This is a genomic window from Mesorhizobium kowhaii (genome assembly GCF_003253745.1).
GTDB lineage: Bacteria > Pseudomonadota > Alphaproteobacteria > Rhizobiales > Rhizobiaceae > Mesorhizobium > Mesorhizobium kowhaii.
This window is the reverse complement of record NZ_MZXV01000050.1, coordinates 1-20,311: the sequence shown is the minus strand read 5'-3', so window position 1 is coordinate 20,311 and position 20,311 is coordinate 1. Positions and strand designations below refer to the sequence as shown.

Sequence of the window (20,311 nt, the reverse complement as noted above, 5' to 3'; positions counted from 1 at the left end):
ATCATCACGCCGCTACCGGTGGGATAATGCGACCCGTGAGCACGGACCCTTTGAGCTGCCCCATCTCGCGAACGTTCATCAGCGCGGATTCAGAGATCGGCAGGTAACCGGCCAACGCCCTTGTGTTGTCAATCTGCATGGGCGGAGCAAAGCGCTCCAGTGGCCATCCAGCACGCCTTAGGATGCGCTCAAATCGAACGTCCGTTACTGTGACTACCGCCTCTTGACCCTTCGCTAGTCCCCATTCGAGAATCCCCGCAAGCAGGCTGAACGTCGCGTCACGAAGCCCAGTTGAGGCCACGCTGTCCGCCGCGCTTGTATCCACACAGAAGCGCGAACTTTCGAATATTCTGTCGCTTCGCGGATGGGGATTCGATCCAAGCAGCGCTGGAAAGGTGTTCGCCAGCATCGTTGGCCCTGTCGTCGGCAGCAGCCTCGCACAGCCGACCACCGAGTTGCTGTCGTCGACAGCCATGATGTATGTCGGCTCAAGCGTGTCGTAGGCGTCGATCTCCATATCGCCTGAAACAGAAACATCCCAATTCAAACGATCCCGAAACACGCGGTAGCGCAAGCGGTGCATGCTCGCGATCAGATCAGGAAAGTCTGCGTAGTCCGAATGAGTAACTGGAATTACGCGCATGGCAGCAGGCTCCTTTGTTTGTGAGAAACAAAGAGCACGGCGGGCCGGGTCGCGTAGCTGTGGGGTTTTACAGGGTGAGTATGCGCGGAAGCTCTAGCGTAAATTTGGCCGATTGCACCCACGGCTGCAGTAGAGATGGGTGGTGCATGGACGGGAGATGTCGATCAGACCAAGCAAATCGGGGCGTCACTGCGCCCGCGGCGGTCTCATGAGAAGCAGAGTCGAGCGCTTTTTCACGACAAGATGAGGCCGCGGTGTGTGGCCTCGGCTACTGCCTGCGCTACCGTGGACGCGCTCAGCTTTGACCGAGCATTCTCAAGATGGAAGACCACTGTTCGTGTGGTGATGCCGAGAATTTTCGCGGTTTCTGGCATCTTCTTGCCGCGCGCGGCCCAGTAAAGGCACTGCCGCTCTCGTTGAGTGAGTGGCGCGTCGGCAACACGGGTCAGGCCCAGTTGCAGCTTCGCGTAGACGTGTGCATGATAGTAGAGTGCGGCAAGTTGCAGGGTATCCATCACTTCCGTGGGACGAACCTCGAGACTTGCGTCCCTATTACCCGCAACTGTGAACGCAGCGAAGCGGCCAAAGCCTCCTCGTATCGGTACAGTCACACCACTATGAATGCCGAATTTGGCAGCCTCAGAGAAAAAGCGCTGCTGAGAAGCTGACGGAAGTCGCAGCGTCCAGCGATCCCAATGAAACGACCGCTGCGATGATCGAGCGAGGCCAACGACAGGGTCGATATCCTCGTATTTCTGCTCAATATATTGCCGTGCCCATGAACTCGGATATGAAGAATGCACCTTGAGCGCAGGTTCCGAAAATCCGAGGTAGGCAAACCACCGGTAACCCAGCCGTGCGGCAAAACGATCAGCGGCACCTTTGAAGCCAACCTCGTCGCGCGCCGTTTCAAGCGCATCAACAAAATCTCTGAAGGCAAGGTCGAGAAGCGTCATCAACACTATCCCCTGGGCCACCTCTGTAGCCCAGAAACCCGTCGTTGCAGGAAAGGAACGATCGCGCTTCGACCACTGGCACACACCAGCATCTCGCGGCCAAGGATGCGGACTGCTGAGCCCAATTCAATACACTGTCGCCACGTCGCCCACGCTCCCTTTGAGGCAGAAACGCTTTCGACGGCAGCGGCTCCACGTTGACCGACAAGAAATGGCGGCTGGCCGATCGATTGACAGCCAGCAGGGGCTGCATCTCCCCTTCATTAGTCAAACCCGAAATATTCGCGCATGCGGTCGGCCAATTCATGTTTCGTCGGCGAGCTCTGCGAAGCCAGCCATTCGATGACACCGATGCGATCTTGAAGCGACTTGTCCTGGCTGATCTTGAACGCGCAATCGAGGTGGAGGATCTCTATTTCGAACCCCACGATTCCGTGCAGCAGTCCCTCAAGAAAGCCTGCGTCGAGTTGCGACAAAGGCCAAGGGCTCCCTCGACCCGACTCGTGATGAGCCACGATTCGGCGAAGATGAGCGATGCTCCGTACCCTGTCATTGACCAGCTTCCATCGGCCTCGTGCGTGGACGGCCATGTAGTTCCATGTTGGAACATCTGGCTCCTGGGAATAGGCAACGGGCGAGATGTAGCTTTGCGGACCCCTGAATATGGCCAGGACGTCGTCCCCATCCGATATGTTGCGCCACTGGCCATTAGCCTTCGCAAGATGACCGCTTAGGGCGCCCTGCCCGCCGTTTAGATCGAACAACATGGGTAGATGCGTTGCCTCGAGCCCCCGGTCGCCGTGGGTTACCAGCACGGCAAAGGGATGTTCAACGATAAACTGCGTGATGACTTCGATACGGCTCTCGCGAAAATGCTCCGATGTATACATGTTGACTCCACCGACGAAAAATTAGAGCCGAGGCGTTGGCATTCCGAGTGGACCAAGGACCTCCAGAGCGGAGGACGACATCCCACCGTATGGCGGAAACGCAATGGCACCCTCGCGAAAGCTCTTCAGTGGTTGGCCCAGCCCATGCAAGCCGCGCGATCGCGATCGGCGCACGCGGTCAAAATCGACAAGGACGGGAATTGTCTCCGGGCCGGCACAAGCTTGATGGATGATATCGCCGTCCGGGCCGAAGACTGCGGATCGGCCATACCCCATCAGGCCATCGTCCCCGCCTGCGCTGTTGAGATTGAAGAGGTAGCATTGCTGCTGAGCGGCGCTCGCGCGGGCAATTGCCAACTCGACGTCGCGGTCTAGGGTATTCGTCAGTATCGGGTGAAGGACGACCTCAGCGCCAAGCCAGGCAAGCGTGCGCATAACCTCCGGGAACCAGATGTCGTAGCAGATCAGGACGCCTATCCTCCCTACGTCAGGCACTTCAAACACCAGAAAACTGTCGCCCGCGCTGACGTCGCACTCATAGGGTTGAAACGGATAGAGCTTCCGATACCGCCCGACGACGTTGCCGCTTGGGTCGATGACGATCGTCGTGTTGTACACGCTGTCGCCATCGAGTTCATACATAGACCCTGGGATGAGCCAGATGCGGTTGTGCCGGGCAAGCTCTCGAAGGCGATCTTCCGCCGGGCCGGGAAGCTTGATCGCCTGCTTGACGAAAGGACCGAGCGGAACGAGTTCGCCGAACAGCAGCATGCTGACCCAGGGGAAACGCGCCTTGACGGTTGATATCTCACAGCGAAGGCGGTCAATATTGTCGCCCGCGGGCCACGTCGTCTGGCAGGCAGCGATCCCGAACTCAGCCACGGTCTGACGCCCGTTGGGCCTGCTATCTGCATTCGACATAGTACTTCTTCGTCCTTTCGGTCATTTGCCACAGCCCCCGAAAGCCTCTGCAAATTACAAAGCTGTCGCCTGCGCTGAACTCTTGCGCCTCCCCGTCGGTCTCCTGCAAGGTTATCGAACCTGACAGCACGTAACAGAACTCGTCGCACGGGTATGACTCAAAGCGCAGCGACCCTGGCTCGCTCTCCCAGATGCCTGCGATCATGCGGCCTGCGGGATCGCAGTAGTATGTGTAGCCGTATTCGACTGGGGCACCGCAAACTACTAGCTCCGGGGCGGAATAGCCTAGTTTCGGAAGTGGTTGGGATCCCGGGGCAGTTTCAGAAAGTCGGACGACTGACGGCAATGTTGATCCTCCAGAGTTGATGGAAAAGCGCGACGCTGAACGATCTCAGGGTCGAGTTCTGCGTGACCGGCAGGGTTGGCGAGCCAGGTTATGAACTCGCCTCACCGCTCCCGCCAAACGCCCCAAAGGCGCTCCTTGCCAGCGGGCCAGTCGGCATATCCTCGAACCTTCGGCCCGATCGCGGTCACAAGCGGATCATTGAAGAGGCCAATGATCGGTACCTGTTCGGCCAATCTCGCGTGCAGTGAATCGAAGATCGCCTGCCGTTTCGACGGATCTGATTCCGATTTTGCGGCGGCAAGCAACATCAGCGCGTCCGGATCCTCCCACTGGTTGGACGCGTCGTCCTTTTTTGCTCCCATAAATGTCTCAAAGCTGTAGGCCGGGTCGAGGCGTGCAGACATTCCAAAGGACATCAGCTGAAACTTCCCGGAGTAGTAGTTGTCGAGCTGAGCTGCGAAATCGAGCACCTCCAACTCGGCATTGATTCCGACAGCCTGAAGCATGGACTGTATGACGACCGCCGCCGAATACATGTTCTCAAATTTCTTGTTGGTCTGGATGCTCAATTTCTGTCCGGAGTACCCAGCTTCCTTCAGAAGCGCCGCGGCGGCAGCCGGATCGTATGCCGGCCAGATGGTCTGCTTGTCTCCATAGTAGGGGCTCATCGTTGGCACCGCCGATGGGTTGGGCGTCGCAAGCCCATAGGTAGCCGCATTGGCAATCTGTTGGATATCCAAGGCATGAGCGATCGCTCTGCGAACTCGAAGATCGGCCAGAATGGGATCCTCAGTCTGCAGCAGTAGCATCTGCCAAGCCATTGAGGATTGGACCGACACAGACGTATTCCTTGCCTTGGCGTCTTCGATGTCCGCCGCCCCAAAATCGGAAACGACATCAATCTCGCCCGTGTAGAGAGCGGATTTTCGGGCGGATGCATCCGGTACAACTAAGAATTTGAGCTGCTTGGCGTAAGCGTGCTTGCCGCCGGCCAGCCCATCACGCTCACCCGGCAACGACTGATAGTCGGCAAAGCGCTCCAACGTAATGTATCGATTGTGTTCCCACTTTCCGAACATGTACGGTCCCGTACCGATAGGCTTGTCCCAACTGCCGTCCGCTTTGAGAGAGGCTTTGCTCAGGACCGCGGTTAGGCATTGGATATTCGCCATATTTGCAAGGAACAGCGCGTCGGGCTCACTGAGTTGAAACTGGACTGTGACGCGATCCGGCGTGGTGATCTGCTCGACTTTCGAACCGAACGAGCCGTCAAAACGGTACGTGCATTGCCACTTGGTCTTGGGGTCGAGGTAACGCGACCAGCTCCAGGCAACATCGGCCGAGGTGACAGCATCCCCATTGTGGAATTTCAGGCTGTCGCGCAATTTGAACGTGTAGGTTCGCCCGTCGGCGCTGATTTCCCAACTCTTGGCGAGCATCGGACCGACTGTCAGGTCCTCTTTATAGGCTACGAGGCCCTCGATGACATGGTGCAGGACAGTGTCCGACGTCGAGTCACGGTCCACCCCGGGGTCGCTGCTGGAAATGTCGCCGCCGATGGCGAGGGTAAGCACGTCGGTTTCTCGTAAATCTTGGCCGGCACTGGACTCGCCGGGCAAGAGAGCGGTTGTCAAAATCAGGATCGCCCGTAGATGTTTCGACATTCTCATTTTGTCTGCTCCCCGCTTCTTTGGTTTACCGATTTCAAGAATTCACATCGCACGAGCTCCGCCGACGAAGGACGTCGGCAAAGAAAACCTTGACCGGAGCTACAACCGGCTCGGAGTCGTGCCCGACCCCCGCAACAAAGTCGTGGCGCACATTAATGTCTCGGGCCATGTAGCTCTCGCGTAGGGATCGCATCCGGTCGATGCGCGTTGCGCCGGCGATGTTGGCGTCCGGCATCCACCAATGGTCCTGAGGCTCGATGGTTATCTCCCAGGTTTCCGTGTCCCGATCGCCTATGACCATGTGAACGGGGACGCCGCGCATCAGGCCGATGTCCAGGGGTTTGCCGAACTCGCTCTCAAAGTTGCGGACACCGACCCACCAGTCTCGACTGTCGTCGAGCAGGGTCACCACACCGGGCGCTCCTATCGAGACGCCGAGCAGACGCTCCGGATGCGCATAGTAAAATCGGTGAGCAAAATGCGCCCCGCCGGAGAATCCGTAGAGAAGGAACTTGCCGGTATCGACACGATACTTCGCGGCGACTTCGTCAACCATTGAAAGCAATAACAAATCGAACCGGATATCGTGAAACTTGAGCAGTTTGTAGTTCGAGAGGTCTCCAGGTTCGATGATGCCGCCCGGAAATAATGGGGCGAGGATAATGCAATCGTTGGCCTCGCCAAAGTCGGCGAATCGATCGCGGTACGCTCCCACGGTTCGCTCGGTATCGTGAACCACGATGGCCAACCCATAGCGTTTGTCGCCGTTCTCGTCGTAGTCGCTCGGCACATAGAGGCAATAGGAGAAGCGTTGATCGGCCCTTGAAGCAAACAGGGCGGTATAGCCGAGATCATAGAAGTTCAGACTGTTCGTTTCGCTCATCTGACCGCGCCTCCGCAAAGGGGTCCGGGGTCGTCCTACGATCCCAGCCTCATGTGTTTTATATCATCACATAATGCACAATCAAGAGGCAATGTTTTGCATCGACAAAAAACACATGGCGCTGGCATCGCGAGCGACGTATTTGCCTCGCATCAATCGGCGGCACCCTCCACGGCGGTGTCCGATCCGCTTTGGGCGTAGCGCAGAGCAAGCTGAAGATGGCGAGAGAGCAGCGTCTCGGCCCAAGGATAGTCCTGTGCCTCCAGCGCATCCAGGATCGCGATGTGCTCGGTGCACGATTGCACGATCCTGTCGCTGGCCAGGCTGGGATAGCCCGCATACTCCTGTATGCGCCGAAGGTTGTTCTGCTGATGGACGGCCTGAACAAAGAATCTATTCTGGGAGCCGGAGACGATCGTCTCGTGGAAGGTTGCATTGACCGCAAACCACTCGACTCCATCCACCGACGGGCGGCCGTTTCTAAGAACGGCATCATGGGCTCGGCGCAGCTTCAGGATCCGGTCCGGATCGAGCTGGTAGCCGGGCTGCCGCAGCGCCGCGCACTCGATGGCCATACGAAACCGATAGCTTTCGGCGAGTGATTGATCGCTGTCGAGGGTATCCGAAAAGGACCATCCATGTCCTCGCTGGCGTTGCGCGAGGCCCTCTGCAGCAAGCCTGATGAACACCTTGCGGATGACGCCGCGCGACGCGTTGTACCGCGGCATCATCTCCGCTTCGGAAACTTCCACGCCAATGCGCCCGTCAGCGCGATCGGACAGCATTGCTTCATAGACGCGTTGGTCTGGAGACCGCGGGATCAGGCCATCGGCATCGATGCCTTCGATTGTTTGCGCCACCAGGAAGCCGCGCTCCGCCTCGGTGCGAAGCACTCCCTGCTCGGCCAACAAGCGCAATGCAGCTCGGACCGGCGTTCGCGACACGCCGAGCGCGCGCGCAATGGTCTGTTCGGGCACCCGCTGATCGACGGTGAACCCTTCATCCAGCAATCTTGCAAGAATCTGGCGCGCAAGATCGAGTTGCAACGGGCTCGCGCTCCGTTGCGTGGCTCCTTCTTTGGCACGCGTTCCCGATCTTTTCATTTGATCGCCCTGTTCCACCGTCACCCGATACACGCGTCCGCGTCGGCTATCACTTAGTCTCTTGGTGTACCAAGAACCATACATACCTTCGCGAAACTTGGTTGACACTAAGGTCACAAAATGTTTTTTATGATGATATAACTCATCACGGAACTAACAATGAGCATACCGTCGTTTCCCTTGGTCGAGATCGCGGGGCCGCCATTCAGCCGCGGCCAACAGTATGGACGTGCCGCACGCGAACGGATCGCCCGCAGCGTTCGCATCTACAGTCAGCGGCTTCTGGCCATGTCTTATGCCTGGAACGATGTCCGTGAGATCGTACGCGGTTTCGTGCCGACGGTTGAAGAGTTCGCACCCGACTACCTCGAGGAAATGCGCGGCATCGCCGATGGTGCGGGCTGCTCATTCGAAGAGATCGTGCTGGTGAATGCTCGAACCGAGATACTTGAGATTGGTCGCAAGGCAACTGCTCGTGAGGCGCCCGATGGTTGCACAGGCGTCATCGTGATGCCGGAAATGGCCCGTGACGGCGCGTTGATCCATGCTCAGAATTGGGACTGGCTGCCGGAGTGCGCACAAACCGGAGTGGTTCTCATGATTAGGACAGACGATGGGCCTGATATCCTCACCTTCACGGAAGCCGGAGGTCTGGCAAGGAGCGGTTTGAATTCTGCGGGATTGGCAATCACGGCAAACTACCTGGAGTCGGACCGTGACTATGATCGGCCTGGAATTCCGCTGCCCTTCATACGACGAAAGTTCCTTGAAAGTCAGCATCTGGCTCAGGGAATAAAAACCGTGGCGACCACACCGAAATCCGGGTCCAACAACATGATGCTCAGCACGGCAGCGGGCTTTGCGATCGACTTTGAGTGCGCGCCGGATGAATCGTTCCCGATCCTACCAGAGAGGGGCGTGCTAGCGCATGCAAACCATTGGACATCGCCAGCGGCCTTGTCGAAGCTGCGCGACACCGGCATCGCGAACGTACCGGAAAGCTACTACAGAGACTATCGGGTGCGCGAAAGGCTAGGGTCGAGAGGTGGCGGCTTGGCCGTTGAGGATGTGAAAGACGCCCTCTTTGATCGCTTCGGAGAGCCGTTTTCGGTTTGTCGGCCATGGCGACCAGAATTCCCCGGAAGTATATCGGAAACCGTGGCCATGATTGTGATGCAGCCGGCCCGTGGCTTGATGGAAGTCGCTCCTGCGCCGGCACGAAACAGGCACTTTACGGTCTACTCGCTCACAATGGACACAAAGGGCGCGGCCGAAGCCGCAGCCTAGGTGCGCTTGTCGATTCTTTGGGGCGCCGCGACAGCAGGGACAAACGCGACATGCTTAGCTTTATCCTTCGACGGATTGTCATGGCGTTGCCGACGCTGGCGATCGTCGCTTTGACAGTCTTTTTTTTGATGCGACTGATCCCCGGTGATCCTGTCATCGTAATGCTGGGCGATATGGCGCAGCCCGACATGATCGAAGAATACCGCCGCTCTCTCGGCCTGGATCGGCCTATGCCCATCCAGTTCATGATCTGGCTTGCGAATGTCCTGCAAGGAGACTTTGGTTATTCGATCGTCAACAAGCTGCCCGTGCTGGACCTGATGTTGGATCGTTTTCAGGTGACGGCCAGCGTTGTTATCATTTCTGTTGCGCTGGCAAGCTTGCTTGCGGTTCCGGCAGGTGTGCTTGCAGCGTGGCGGCAGGGCGGTCTGATCGACCTCGCGACAGTCAGCCTTTCTTCGTTACTCGTTTCCATCCCAAGTTTCTGGCTTGGTCTGCTTATCCTCATGCTGTTCGGCCTCACCCTGAACTGGCTGCCGATCGTGGGCTACATCTCATTCAGCGAGAGCCCCGTCAGCGCTCTTGCCTATCTGGTGATGCCGGTCACTACATTGGTGTTTTCTGAGATGGGATTCATCGCCCGCATGACACGATCCAGCATGATCGAAGTCATGCGCCTGGAGTACATCACGCACGCGCGCGCGAAAGGGCTGTCAGAGAGCGCCGTCCTGTGGCGACACGCCTTCCCCAACGCGTTTGCGCCGACATGGACCGTGATCGGGCTAATATTAGGCAATCTTTTGGGCGGCGTCGCGGTAGTCGAGACCGTTTTTACGCTGCCAGGCCTCGGGCGGTTACTTGTGGAGTCGATATATGCCCGCGACTACCCTGTCGTACAAGGCTGCCTTCTGCTGGTGGCGGGCGTCTACGTGGTGATCAACCTTGTTGTCGATCTCCTCTACCCCTTGTTCGACCCGAGGGTGGCAGAATGACTCGATCACCTGGTGGATCGGTCCTGCAACCCGATCGTCTTCTACTCAGTTGCGTTCCCCTTTTATTCGTGGTTGCTTTTGCAGTGGTAGGCGCTGTCTGGACGCCTCACGACCCGCTTTCGATCGACATAGGCTCGCGGCTGCAACCACCGAACGGACGTCATTGGCTTGGCACGGACGAGTTTGGCCGTGACGTGCTCAGCCGGATAATGGCGGGAGGCACCAGCAGCATGTGGATCAGTCTGCAGACGGTGGCTGGCGCGATCACCGTCGGCAGTCTGCTTGGCATGGTCAGTGGCTATCTGCGCGGCCCGGTCGACGTCGTGCTGATGGTGGTCAACGACGCGCTGCTCGCGTTTCCCGGCATCTTGCTGGCACTCGGGTTGATGACCGTCCTTGGAGCCGGACGGAGCGGCATCGTCGTGGCGCTGTCTATTGCATTCCTGCCGTCGGTGGTGCGCGTCGTCCGCGGCGCGGTGCTGTCGCTGCGCCGCAGAGAGTACGTGGAAGCTTCTTTCGTCATGGGTAACTCGGACTTATACTCGATGTGGCGCCACATACTTCCGAACTGTCTGCCGCCGATCATCATCCTTGCCACATCCATGTTCGGATGGGTTCTCCTGGCCGAAAGCGCTCTGAGCTTTCTTGGCCTCGGCGTGCCTCCTCCGGCGCCCACATGGGGCAACATGCTGGCCAGCGGCTTTGCCCATATCAGCCGCGCGAGCTGGCTCTGCGTCTTTCCAGGCCTTTGTATCTCTCTGACAATGCTGGGGATCAATCTCATAGGGGACCTCCTGAATGACTATCTTGATCCCCGAACCGCCCAATCATCGTCATAAGCCATTCAATGATCGGGCTCTAGAGAAAGATGCCAGCCTGATGCTTTCTCAACGAGCCGTGCTGTCGACGCGAGACCTCACCCTCAAGGTGGGCAATCTGACAATTGTTGATGGTGCAAGCTTCGAAGTTGCGCCAGGCGAGATCTTTGCGGTCGTCGGCGAATCCGGCAGTGGAAAAACGATGCTCGCCCGTTCGATCCTCAACTTGCTGCCAGCGGCGGTGAGGATAGCCGATGGCTCCATTCTGTTTGAGAGCACCGACCTGACAAAGCTTGCGGAGCGCGATCTGCGGGCAATCCGCGGCGGCCGAATCGGGATGGTCTTTCAGGAGCCGATGGTCTCGCTCAACCCATCTCGCACGATAGGCAACCAGATGATGGAAGGGCTTCGGCTGCATCGCCGCCTGTCAAGACACGAAGCAATGAAACTTTGCCTCGATATGCTGGAACGCGTCCGCATCGACGATCCGCGGGGGTGCTTTGACGCATTTCCACACCAGTTTTCTGGCGGGATGCGACAACGAATTCTGTTGGCGTCAGTCATGTTGCTGCGTCCGACGCTGCTGATCGCCGACGAACCGACCACCGCACTCGATTCGTTGCTGCAGCAGGAAATCATGGAACTCATGGTGGAACTGTGCAGGGAGAACGGCGCGGCCGTCCTCCTTATCAGCCACGACCTGCCTTTGGTCGCCCGTTACGCGGCGAGAGTCGCTGTCATGCAGAAGGGTAAGATCGTAGAACAGGGACCGGCTCGGGATGTCTTACTGCGCCCAAGCCACGAATATACCTGTCGCCTGTTGGACTCTCTCCCAAGCCGCGTTCAGCGTAAATCGTTGGATCGCAGCGGCAAACCAGTGCTTCAGGTTCTCGACCTGACGATCGTGCATGCTGGTCGACGTCGCCTTTTCGCGACCTCCGCCCCGAAAAAGGCAGTAGATCACGTTTCGCTCGATCTATACCCCGGTGAAACGGTAGCCCTCGTCGGAGCAAGCGGTTCCGGCAAGACGACTTTGGGCCGCAGCTTGGTCGGATTAATCAGCACAACCGCAGGCAAGGTCCTTCTCGACGGCGAGGAGCTGACCGAACTACATTACCGCGTCGGCCATGCAGTTCGGCAAAGGATACAGATGATCTTCCAGGATCCGTACTCCTCACTTGACCCGAGAATGCACATCGATGCGATCATCGAGGAGCCGCTCCGGCATGAGGCTACTCTAACATCAGCCGGTCGACGCGAGCGCACACTGGCAGTGTTGTCCGATGTAGGGCTTGGCCGCGAGTTTGTTGGTCGCTTCCCGCATCAACTCTCGGGTGGCCAACGCCAACGAGTAGCAATCGCCCGGGCGATCATTCGAAGGCCTGACATCATTATTGCCGACGAACCAGTATCGGCGCTGGACATGACGGTACAGAAGCAAATCCTCGACCTGCTTGCAGAGCTTCAGGGAAGGTTCAACTTTGCCTGCATCTTCATTTCACACGACCTCGGTGCCGTGGAGCAGATCGCGGATCGGGTGGTCGTCATGAATGGGGGGAGATTTGTCGAGATAGGTACTCGCTCTGAGATTTTCGATCGGCCGCAACATCCCTACACAAGACGCCTTCTGTCGGCCAGTTCGTCCTTGGATCGGACGATGGGTGGGATAATCCGGCTCCAGACAAGACGAAACGATCTGGGTGGCCGGCTGGCGGAGCAATGAGCGTGCAGCGAGACATCTGCATCAATGGACGGTTTGTGCCGTCGGCCAAGGGCGCAATGTTGGACGTGGTCGATCCGGCCACCGAGTTGGCGCGATTATCCCATGGAACTATCCATTGCTGATGGCGTGCTGGAAGGTACCCTCCGGCGCTCGCCGCGGGATTGCACGATAGTTGTGAATGCTCCACCGCCTGAAAGGCGGTGGCTTCGGGTTACGGCTTAAAGCCGGATCGGTCCGCCTTTTGGCGGACAGGGCGCATAGTCACATCACTCGTGTTCGTCGGGGGAAAGGGCCCAATTGACGATGTTCAATCATGACGTAAGCATTGTGCACGGTACGGCGGAATTGCTGCGCGAGCTCGAAGGTTTGGACTATTCATTCCAAATCGATGAGGAGGCCGTACCTCCTTTCGATAGTGCGGATATCGCCAAGACTGTGACCCGCAAGCCGCACCGCAAGGCATACGGCTTTGATGCGCGTTCTCTAGCAGGCCATCTATGCAAGCCTGATCGAGCCGTCTTCGTGGCATTATCGGGAGAGCTACCAGTGGGTTTCGTCGCGGTCGAGAAATCCTGGAACAACCTGGCCGCGATTACTGATTTTGCCGTCGATCGGCATGTACGTCGCGGGCAAGTCGGGCGTTCGCTCATGGACACAGCGGTCGCTTGGGCGCGAGATCAGAGACTGCGGGGCATTCGCCTCGAAACGCAGAGCAATAACCTGCCGGCTTGTCGCTTCTATGCGAGGTATGGCTTCCGGCTCGGCGGATTCGACCGATTGCTCTATGCCCCAATCGAAGGAGTCGAAACAGAAACCGCCTTGTTCTGGTATCTGTTTCTCGATCTTCCCGGCGCGCAGATCGATGAAAGCATTTCGCGATCGGCGCACCGCGAAGCTCGTCGCGCCGATGCTGGCGCGCTTCATGGCGACCGATCTGGCTTCAAGAAAGGCCGCAGGTGACGCGGCTCAGGGCGGATATCGGTTGCTGACCAGCGCTTGAGGCTACCGGCCGCGCGATTCGAGTTATCGCTGCACCGATCCCCCGAGACCTCGAACGATGCTTCTGGCTGGATTCACCAACCTTCGACAGCCGTGACTTGTAGCATTCGGGCGATAGGCCGCAATTTGACGCAATAGCCACGTGAACGGTTCTTAGCGCGATCAATTGCGCGTTGTCTCAACGCCAGCATATCCAGCCGCCTTGAGCACCAGCGTGATATGCGATCGGGCGATTCTCAATAGTTTTGGCCTGCTCTCGCCGGCACGCGCGCGAAGCGCCAGGCTGTGCTGGAGCGCGGCAAGCATCGCTGCGATACCAACCATATCCGCGTCGGCCGATATTTCTCCGGCATCGGCCGCCATTCTCATCCGCCGCCGGAACTGGGTGTCGGTCTTTTCTACGGCGGCGGCCAGTTCCGCTCCAATCTCGGGATCAGCGGCAGCCTCACCCGAGATGACGCTCAGAATCGGGCAGCCGAGCGGTTCGCCCTCACTCGAAACATAGGCGCCGACGATCTCGCCGAAATAATCTTCCAGTCCCTTGTGGAGCGACGGCTCGTCGAAGAGGGCGTGCGTCCGCCGCTCGACGGATTCGTCAGCATATTGTCTGACGGCTTTGCGATAGATTTCGAGCTTGTTGCCGAAGGCCGCATAAAGGCTCGGCCGCGCCATTTTCGTCGCTTCCGACAGATGATCGAGCGAGGTGGCGGCATAGCCGCGCCTTCTAAATTCACCAAGGGCCGCTTTCAAAGCTTGCTCTGGCTCATATTCCCTGGGTCGGCCGCGAGAAAGTTTGCGTTCCATTTCTATGCCAATCCGCAACAAATTGATTGCGCCACCTTTCTATGCGAACTAGCATAAAAAAGAGAGGGAAAAAACACGATAATAGCAACAGCCGCAACTGCGCCGGGGAATCACGCCCCCGCATCCGCCCAATGCTTCGGTTGACGAGAACAAGGACTGAAAATGAGTTCCAAGGTACGTATCGGTATCAACGGCTTCGGCCGGATCGGCCGCATGGTGTTCCGCGCCGCAATGGTGCGAGACGATATCGACATCGTCGCGGTGAATGATCTGCTGCCCACCGATCCATCTCGCCTATCTGTTGAAATATGACAGTGTGCATGGCGGTTTTGCCGGAGAGATCGTTGCGGAAGAAAGCGCGCTGCGCATTGGCGGACGTGTAGTCGTCGCCTTCGAGGAAAAGGACCCCAGCGCGATCCATTGGGCCGATACCGGGGTGGATCTGGTGATCGAGTCGACTGGGCGCTTCCTGACGACAGAACAGGCCGAAGGCCATGTTCGCGCCGGCGCCGGCAAGGTGCTCCTTTCGGCGCCGCCGAACGACGACACGCCAGTCTTCGTCATGGGGGTGAATGCGACGGACTATGCCGGGCAGGCAATTGTCTCAAATGCGTCATGCACGACCAATTGCGTGGCGCCGCTGGCCAACCTCATCAACGACGTCTTCGGCCTCCAAGAGGCGCTGATGATGACTGTGCATGCGGCGACGGCGAGCCAGAACACCGTCGACGGCGTTGCGCGCGACGATTGGCGCTTCGGGCGCAGTGTCTTCAACAACATCATTCCGGCGACGACCGGTGCAGCGCGCATGGTCGGCAGGGTCGTTCCCGAACTGAGCGGGCGCATCAACGGCATGGCGGTGCGCGTACCGGTCGCGGATGTGTCGATGATCGATCTGACCTGCCGGCTGCGCTCCAACGCATCGTACGCCGAAATCTGCGAGGCAATTCGGGAGGCGGCGGCGGATGCGTATCGCGGCATTCTCGAATATTGCGACGAGCCGGTCGTCTCGACCGATCTGCGCGGGAATCCCCACAGCGCCATTTTCGACGCGCAGGCGGGAATGCAGACATCCGAAGGCCTGACCAAGCTTATCGCCTGGTACGACAATGAATGGGGCTATGCCAGCCGCTGTCTCGATCTCGCGGTTCACATGGTGCGCAACGGATAGCGCGTCGTCTATTTTGACATAGACACTGCCGCCATCGTTGCGAACGAGACGGCGGGTATTTTGGCCAACGCAGGTGGCCATGGAGGGTCGTGCGCCGACGTCAGTCATAGCCGTGAAGTTGGATGATCAACGGTTCGGAAGCGTGCATGAGCCTGCTCGCAGGCAATGGCTGGGATGCCACCAGCAGCGCAGCCGCCGGCGAACATCTGGAGACCCCGATGAAATATCTGACGGCTGAGGAAGTCTCGGAACGCTACCGTGGTAGCATCTCTGTTGGGACGCTTCGAAACTGGCGAGCCATGAGGATTAGATCGGCCTACGTCAAGATCGGAAAAGCGGTGCTGTATCCGGTTGAGGAACTTGAGATGTGGGATAACAAAAATATTGTGGTGTGCCGTGCATCAAAACGACTCACGATGGACGCGACTTAGGGAGCGTAACGATCAGGCAGGAGCACACAAAACGGCCCGCAAACACGGGCGGTTAGTTGAGCGTCAAGACGACCGGATTGTGGTCGCTCGTTTGGTCACGGAAGTCGGCATTGAGGTTCAGGTAGGTGATCGAGGTGACGTCGGTCGACGACAGGCTACCGCCCACGACTATGTGGTCGATGGCCTCCCGCAGGCCGTGGAACTGCGACGAGAAGGTGTAGTTCTCGCCCCGGCTGTCCGGGAGCATAGTAAGGCCAAGGCTGCCCGCCTCGAAGGGAGCAAGCGTGGCGGCCTCTGTGACATCGTTGAAGTCGCCGAGAATAATAATCCGGGGCGGGTTCGTGCCAAAACGTGACTCCAACTCAGCGACGATGGCTTCCGCCTGTGCGCGTCGCCCTGCCGACGACTGCGGCACGGGATCCTCCGCTTTCGAGTAGAGCCCCTGGTCCCCGACCTTTGAGCTCAGGTGGACATTTAGCAAAACGTAAAGCATCCCGTTCACTGTGAGTGTCGCCAGCAACGGCTTTCTCGACTGATAGAACGGATTTACACCCTCCTCGCACCGGTCGGCTGTATCGAACAGTCGCTCGACCGCCCCGACCGCAACGCCCGCCCCGCTCTTGACGAGATAGACGTTGCGGATGTTGCCACCAGGCTGACCACCATCGGCATTGGGCACCAGTGGATCGAGAGCAACAATCTCGTAAGCAGGGCCATTAGCGGCCCCGATCGCGGCAATTAGCTTCGCGAGGGTGGCACCCGCGGTGACCGTCATCGTGACATCAACACCATCGTCGTCCTGGACTTCTTGGAGGGCAAGGATATCCGGCGCGCCGAGCGATTCCACGATCTGCTCAGCAATGCGAGTGAAGCGCGACGGCGGGTCATTCGCGTCGAGATTCTCGGCATTGAACGTTGCGATGCGCAAACCCTGCATCGGGGCGGGCGGCGCTTCGGGCGCGGCAGGCTGCGTCAGGGATGCCGGATCGATCACGTGATCGAGCGCCACCATGTACTCGCCATTCTCGTAAGTAACGACGCCCGTGAGGTCGCCAAGGAGCGTGCCAGGATCGACGACGATTGTTGGTTGTGTCGCCGGCAAGCGTACCCGCGTAATTTCCGGAAAGATGTGGCCAGGGATACTGATAGGCAGTCCATCGACGGTCAGTTCGCCTGGCTGGAGGTTCGCGCGTGCAGCGACATAGACGATCTTGTTGTCCCGCGCGGACACGGCCAACGCGTCATCGATACTGACGCGCATGCCCTCGAGGGATTCAAAGTAGTCACGAGGATGATTTGCCGGATCGAACGGCGTGTTCGGAACGTCTGCAAAAGCGATGGAGGCCGTTGCCCCCGGCGGCATCAGCGGCACCGGCGCGGGGACGGCCGCGGTGCCCTTTACGGTCATCGCCGTGACATTATTAAGTTCGGTAATCGTGAGGTAAGACTTTCGGTCTTCGTTTGGGATGGTCGACGTTTCAATCGTCCCGCAGGCGACCACGGTCCGACTGGGCGGAAAGCCTTCGGTGAAGGGCTGGAATTCGACGGGGCGTCCCGTCACCGTGACGAGGCTCCCGACGTCATGAGCTGGGAAGGCCGCGACGTTGCGCAGAAAGACGTAGAGGCCCTCCGAGGTGGCCGGATCGTTGTCCGGTGCCGTGGACTGAAGGAAGAAACCGTCGCCGAACAGCTCTGTCACTACGCCTGATAGGGTCAAAACCCCTCCGCCTGCGACGGGGGATCTGTGGTCGGCGCCCTGTACCGCAGACACCGGCGTTTCCTGAGCCACCGCCATTGTCGAGACAAGGAACGCAGCTGTTGTGGCACCAGCAATGGCTAAACCGACAAAACGTAAACGGAAATACATTCTCGACCCCTCGCGAAATGCAGTCCAGCAACGCGACCATATTGTCGCTAGCGACGGAACGCAATCTGCCGTTGAATTACTGCGATCTTGTGACTGATAATCTGCGTAGCCGCGGCAAGGGCCGGCCAGGGTGCGGGACTACCACACCGCAGTTCCAACGAAGATTGGTCGCCTAGGCTTGGGGCGCGTGGTCGAGTTCTTTAGCCAAATTGCGTTCAGGCTCGCCGATGTGGGAGCCGCGCCGAAGTGTCTTAGCGAAGGGTCGCAACCAGGGAGCATCGCCGCCGATCGGCGGCCGGGCTGTCGTAAACCGAGCCCGCATCCGGTCTCGGCCGGGCGGCTTCCATCCCTGATGCAGCATGCGGACCACCTCGGACGGGGACAGTCGGTCCCGCGTCCCGTCCTGCGGCCGGCGCTATGCTGACGCTCCTGCGGCTGTCCCGTTCACCGCCCACGGCGGGGGCGAATTTCCTCCGTCCTACGCGCGACAATCGTCCGCTGTTGCGGACGCGCGCAGGACTGCGGTTTATGCGCCGTTCTGTCGTTGGAGCGCCGGCGGTCGCCGGCGCGGAACCATAGATCGTGGAGACCTCAGATGGCTTTCGAGCAACATCCGGATGGATTTTTCAAGTTCTGGTCGTTGCGAGATGAATCCGTGATCCACCGGCGTTGCGCAGTATCACGTGGATCCAATCATATGCCCCCAGGATCGACCATACTGGCCTGCGATCGGGATGACTGAAACTGGTCGGAAGCTCCCATTCGGAATGACCGAAACTGGCCGGATGCGGAAGATCCGCTTTCATGAAATTGGGCTAGAAAGCCGACCTTTGGGTCCAGCCCAGTGTGGGCCGCTTTGCGCCATATGTGGACATAGGCTTCGCTGCGGAAAGCAGACATTCGCCGAACGATGTTGCGGTCCGGGCAACTCCGTCGATCGAAATTCAGGCAGGGAACCGGTCGCCGAACATCGGTCGCCCGCTTTTCGATTCAGCCTCGGTCGCCTCGTCCTGAAGCACGTCCCAGTGCTCGGCAAGGCGGCCATCCTCGACCCTGACCACGTCGGCGGCTATCCATGCCACGGGACGGCCGTTGCCGGTGAAGCGGCCGTAGACAATGACGTAGTCGCCTTCGGCCAAGATGAGCTGGTGTTCGTAGCGTAGCGTGTTCGGCCCGCTGCGGATCAGGTTGAACAACCCGTCGCGGCCGGGCTCGATGTGAGCGCTGTGCTGGATGTAGCTCGCTGACCAAAACTGCGCAGCGGCTTCGTAGTCGCGCTTGTTGAACAGCGTGTCGAAGGCCTCCAACACGAGCGCCTTGTTCTGTTCCGGAGTGGTCTTGGTCACATCATTCTCCTCATTCTTCAGGTCGGTCGGTTAAGCGCCGAGCTGTGTCGGCGGTTGAAGGAATGGCCGGCGTATTCACGCTCATCCCCAGCATCGCGATCAAGCCGATCGTAGCGAGGCTGAGCAGGGTAATGATGCCGGCTCCGAGGTTGATTGCGAGAGCGAGCCCTCGTTGCGTAGCCACTGCGCCGAGGATGAGCGCTACGGCGCCAAGCGACAGATAGGCGGACAGATAGAGTGCCGAGAGCACGCCGCCGCGGTGGCCAGCGGGAACCGCGCTGTTGATCAGCGCCAGGCCGCCAAGGAACAGCAGGCTGTAGCCGATGCCGCTCACCGCCGTCGCGGCGAGGAAGATCGACAATCCGTGCCATGCGACGGAACAGGCTAGCAGCCCCATGCCGGCGGACGAGGCAATCGCCCCCAGCATCATCGCTGGCCGCGGACGAAGGTCTCGGGCGACGATCCCGAGGATGCCGGAGGTGATCGCGAAGAGCGAGAGCGCAGCGCCGTTGACGAGGGCGTTGGGTGAACCGACGAGGTCCCGCGCGACTTGCCCGCCGAGCGACAGGATCAGCACGCCGTGCGTATAGGCCGTCGTCACCGCGATCGACGCAAGCGCGAAGGCCGGCCGCAATCCGGGCGGCAAGGAAGAAACTTTCGGACGCCAGCGCCTGGACGCGTGGCCGCCGACATGGCGAGGCAGGAACCAGGTGGCGGCGAACAGCAGCCCGATCAGGGCGAACAGGACCCAGAAGCTGAGATGGGTGGGCCACGGCGCGTATTGCGTCAGCGCGCCGCCGAGGAGCAAAGCTCCGGTGAAACCAAAGGCTTGGGCGGCGGCTGTGACGGAAGCGGCTCGCTTCGCCTGGCCCTCGGCGCTGAACTCCACCATTGCCGCCGTCGAAGGCCCGGCGGTCAGGCCGACGCCAATGCCCATGAAGGCACGACCCGCGAAGAGCCACAATACGTCAGGCGCGACAGCGAACAGCAACGCGCCGATGAGCGATGCGCAAAGTCCAAGCAGCATCGTCGTTCGGCGGCCGATATGGTCGGAGATGTCCCCGAAGAGGATGAGGACGGCGACGACGACGATGGGGTAGATGGCGAATATGCCCGTCGTCACTGTATGGGTCAGCCGCCATTCGTCGGCATAGAGTTGGTAGGTCATGGCCGGTGCGGCGCTGCTCCAGAAGGTATGAACGACAACGCCTGCCGACACCCAGAAGCTCGCCTGTCGGCCGAGTGCCAAAGGTCCGGACCGCCTTACAGTACGGTTTGATGACCTTTCTCTTCGGACGACTGACATCGGCACGCTCCTGGCGCTGGCGGAGAGACTTCAGAGCTTCGAGCCGCCGTCGACCCGGATGGTGTCGCCGCTGATCCAGCGCGCGTCGTCGGAGGCGAGGAAGGCGACGACACCGCCGATATCGTCCGGCTCGGCGGAACGTTTCAGAGCCTGGA

At 59.3% G+C, this 20,311-nt stretch carries 21 protein-coding genes and 1 pseudogene; 9 read left to right on the top strand and 13 right to left on the bottom strand.

From position 1 onward, the window contains the following. Positions 1 to 4: 4 nt before the first annotated feature. From B5V02_RS21935 to B5V02_RS21900, 8 genes are all read right to left on the bottom strand, one after another. A complete protein-coding gene (locus B5V02_RS21935) occupies positions 5 to 643 on the bottom strand; it encodes an acyl-homoserine-lactone synthase (protein ID WP_111546197.1) in 639 nt (212 codons plus the stop codon). A 233-nt stretch (positions 644 to 876) separates the two neighbouring features. Further along, on the bottom strand, positions 877 to 1,599 hold the full coding sequence (locus B5V02_RS21930; protein ID WP_146606128.1) for a LuxR family transcriptional regulator: 723 nt from the start codon (positions 1,597 to 1,599) through the stop codon (positions 877 to 879). A 263-nt stretch (positions 1,600 to 1,862) separates the two neighbouring features. Further along, positions 1,863 to 2,489, bottom strand: a complete 627-nt coding sequence (locus B5V02_RS21925; RefSeq protein ID WP_111546195.1) for an FMN-binding negative transcriptional regulator — start codon at positions 2,487 to 2,489, stop codon at positions 1,863 to 1,865. A gap of 21 nt (positions 2,490 to 2,510) precedes the next feature. Next, positions 2,511 to 3,410: a carbon-nitrogen hydrolase family protein gene (locus B5V02_RS21920; protein WP_111546194.1), complete on the bottom strand. Its 900-nt coding sequence runs from the start codon at positions 3,408 to 3,410 to the stop codon at positions 2,511 to 2,513. Next, entirely contained in the window at positions 3,394 to 3,615 is a 222-nt protein-coding gene (locus B5V02_RS42750) for a cupin domain-containing protein (protein WP_111546193.1), read from the bottom strand. The genes B5V02_RS21920 and B5V02_RS42750 overlap by 17 nt, the downstream gene beginning before the upstream one ends. 242 nt (positions 3,616 to 3,857) lie before the next feature. After that, complete coding sequence (locus B5V02_RS21910) at positions 3,858 to 5,426, bottom strand: ABC transporter substrate-binding protein (RefSeq protein WP_111546192.1); 1,569 nt, start codon at positions 5,424 to 5,426, stop codon at positions 3,858 to 3,860. A 34-nt stretch (positions 5,427 to 5,460) separates the two neighbouring features. After that, positions 5,461 to 6,309, bottom strand: coding sequence for an alpha/beta hydrolase (locus B5V02_RS21905; RefSeq protein ID WP_111546191.1), 849 nt, complete (start codon positions 6,307 to 6,309; stop codon positions 5,461 to 5,463). A gap of 152 nt (positions 6,310 to 6,461) precedes the next feature. After that, positions 6,462 to 7,355: a GntR family transcriptional regulator gene (locus tag B5V02_RS21900; RefSeq protein ID WP_167458607.1), complete on the bottom strand. Its 894-nt coding sequence runs from the start codon at positions 7,353 to 7,355 to the stop codon at positions 6,462 to 6,464. 216 nt (positions 7,356 to 7,571) lie between these two features. Between B5V02_RS21900 and B5V02_RS21895 the strand changes: the two genes are divergently transcribed. The 6 genes and pseudogenes from B5V02_RS21895 to B5V02_RS21875 all read left to right on the top strand — a co-directional run bounded on the left by B5V02_RS21895 (position 7,572) and on the right by B5V02_RS21875 (position 13,192). Next, the gene (locus B5V02_RS21895; protein ID WP_111546189.1) at positions 7,572 to 8,699 is read left to right on the top strand and encodes a C45 family autoproteolytic acyltransferase/hydrolase; all 1,128 of its coding nucleotides are present in this window, start codon (positions 7,572 to 7,574) and stop codon (positions 8,697 to 8,699) included. Between the two features lie 50 nt (positions 8,700 to 8,749). Continuing rightward, positions 8,750 to 9,691, top strand: coding sequence for an ABC transporter permease (locus B5V02_RS21890; RefSeq protein ID WP_111546188.1), 942 nt, complete (start codon positions 8,750 to 8,752; stop codon positions 9,689 to 9,691). After that, the gene (locus B5V02_RS21885; protein WP_111546187.1) at positions 9,688 to 10,530 is read left to right on the top strand and encodes an ABC transporter permease; all 843 of its coding nucleotides are present in this window, start codon (positions 9,688 to 9,690) and stop codon (positions 10,528 to 10,530) included. Before B5V02_RS21890 ends, B5V02_RS21885 begins: the two co-directional genes overlap by 4 nt. A gap of 40 nt (positions 10,531 to 10,570) precedes the next feature. Continuing rightward, the gene (locus B5V02_RS21880; protein ID WP_111546186.1) at positions 10,571 to 12,232 is read left to right on the top strand and encodes a dipeptide ABC transporter ATP-binding protein; all 1,662 of its coding nucleotides are present in this window, start codon (positions 10,571 to 10,573) and stop codon (positions 12,230 to 12,232) included. An 88-nt stretch (positions 12,233 to 12,320) separates the two neighbouring features. Beyond that, a pseudogene (locus B5V02_RS42745) lies at positions 12,321 to 12,393 on the top strand (aldehyde dehydrogenase family protein); the annotation flags it as partial. Positions 12,394 to 12,535: 142 nt separating this feature from the next. Then, a complete protein-coding gene (locus B5V02_RS21875) occupies positions 12,536 to 13,192 on the top strand; it encodes a GNAT family N-acetyltransferase (protein WP_111546185.1) in 657 nt (218 codons plus the stop codon). A 201-nt stretch (positions 13,193 to 13,393) separates the two neighbouring features. On the opposite strand, the gene B5V02_RS21870 is transcribed toward B5V02_RS21875, so the two are convergent. Beyond that, positions 13,394 to 14,035 (bottom strand): TetR/AcrR family transcriptional regulator, encoded by a 642-nt coding sequence (locus B5V02_RS21870; protein ID WP_111546184.1) that lies wholly within the window; start codon positions 14,033 to 14,035, stop codon positions 13,394 to 13,396. Between the two features lie 162 nt (positions 14,036 to 14,197). Between B5V02_RS21870 and B5V02_RS42510 the strand changes: the two genes are divergently transcribed. The 3 genes from B5V02_RS42510 (at position 14,198) to B5V02_RS21855 (ending at position 15,637) form a co-directional block, all read left to right on the top strand. Next, positions 14,198 to 14,347: a glyceraldehyde 3-phosphate dehydrogenase NAD-binding domain-containing protein gene (locus tag B5V02_RS42510; protein WP_111546183.1), complete on the top strand. Its 150-nt coding sequence runs from the start codon at positions 14,198 to 14,200 to the stop codon at positions 14,345 to 14,347. Beyond that, the gene (locus B5V02_RS42505; RefSeq protein ID WP_167458606.1) at positions 14,337 to 15,206 is read left to right on the top strand and encodes a glyceraldehyde 3-phosphate dehydrogenase NAD-binding domain-containing protein; all 870 of its coding nucleotides are present in this window, start codon (positions 14,337 to 14,339) and stop codon (positions 15,204 to 15,206) included. The genes B5V02_RS42510 and B5V02_RS42505 overlap by 11 nt, the downstream gene beginning before the upstream one ends. 218 nt (positions 15,207 to 15,424) lie before the next feature. After that, positions 15,425 to 15,637: a MerR family transcriptional regulator gene (locus B5V02_RS21855; protein WP_111546284.1), complete on the top strand. Its 213-nt coding sequence runs from the start codon at positions 15,425 to 15,427 to the stop codon at positions 15,635 to 15,637. 52 nt (positions 15,638 to 15,689) lie between these two features. Here B5V02_RS21855 and B5V02_RS21850 read toward each other — a convergent pair whose 3' ends face one another. The 4 genes from B5V02_RS21850 to B5V02_RS21835 all read right to left on the bottom strand — a co-directional run. Beyond that, positions 15,690 to 17,504: an endonuclease/exonuclease/phosphatase family protein gene (locus B5V02_RS21850; RefSeq protein ID WP_111546181.1), complete on the bottom strand. Its 1,815-nt coding sequence runs from the start codon at positions 17,502 to 17,504 to the stop codon at positions 15,690 to 15,692. A 944-nt stretch (positions 17,505 to 18,448) separates the two neighbouring features. Then, positions 18,449 to 18,850, bottom strand: a complete 402-nt coding sequence (locus B5V02_RS21845; RefSeq protein WP_111546180.1) for a nuclear transport factor 2 family protein — start codon at positions 18,848 to 18,850, stop codon at positions 18,449 to 18,451. Between the two features lie 10 nt (positions 18,851 to 18,860). Continuing rightward, positions 18,861 to 20,099, bottom strand: coding sequence for an MFS transporter (locus tag B5V02_RS21840; protein WP_167458605.1), 1,239 nt, complete (start codon positions 20,097 to 20,099; stop codon positions 18,861 to 18,863). A gap of 87 nt (positions 20,100 to 20,186) precedes the next feature. Next, positions 20,187 to 20,311, bottom strand: a 125-nt coding sequence (locus B5V02_RS21835; RefSeq protein ID WP_146606002.1) for an SDR family oxidoreductase, incomplete at its 5' end; no start/stop codon positions are given.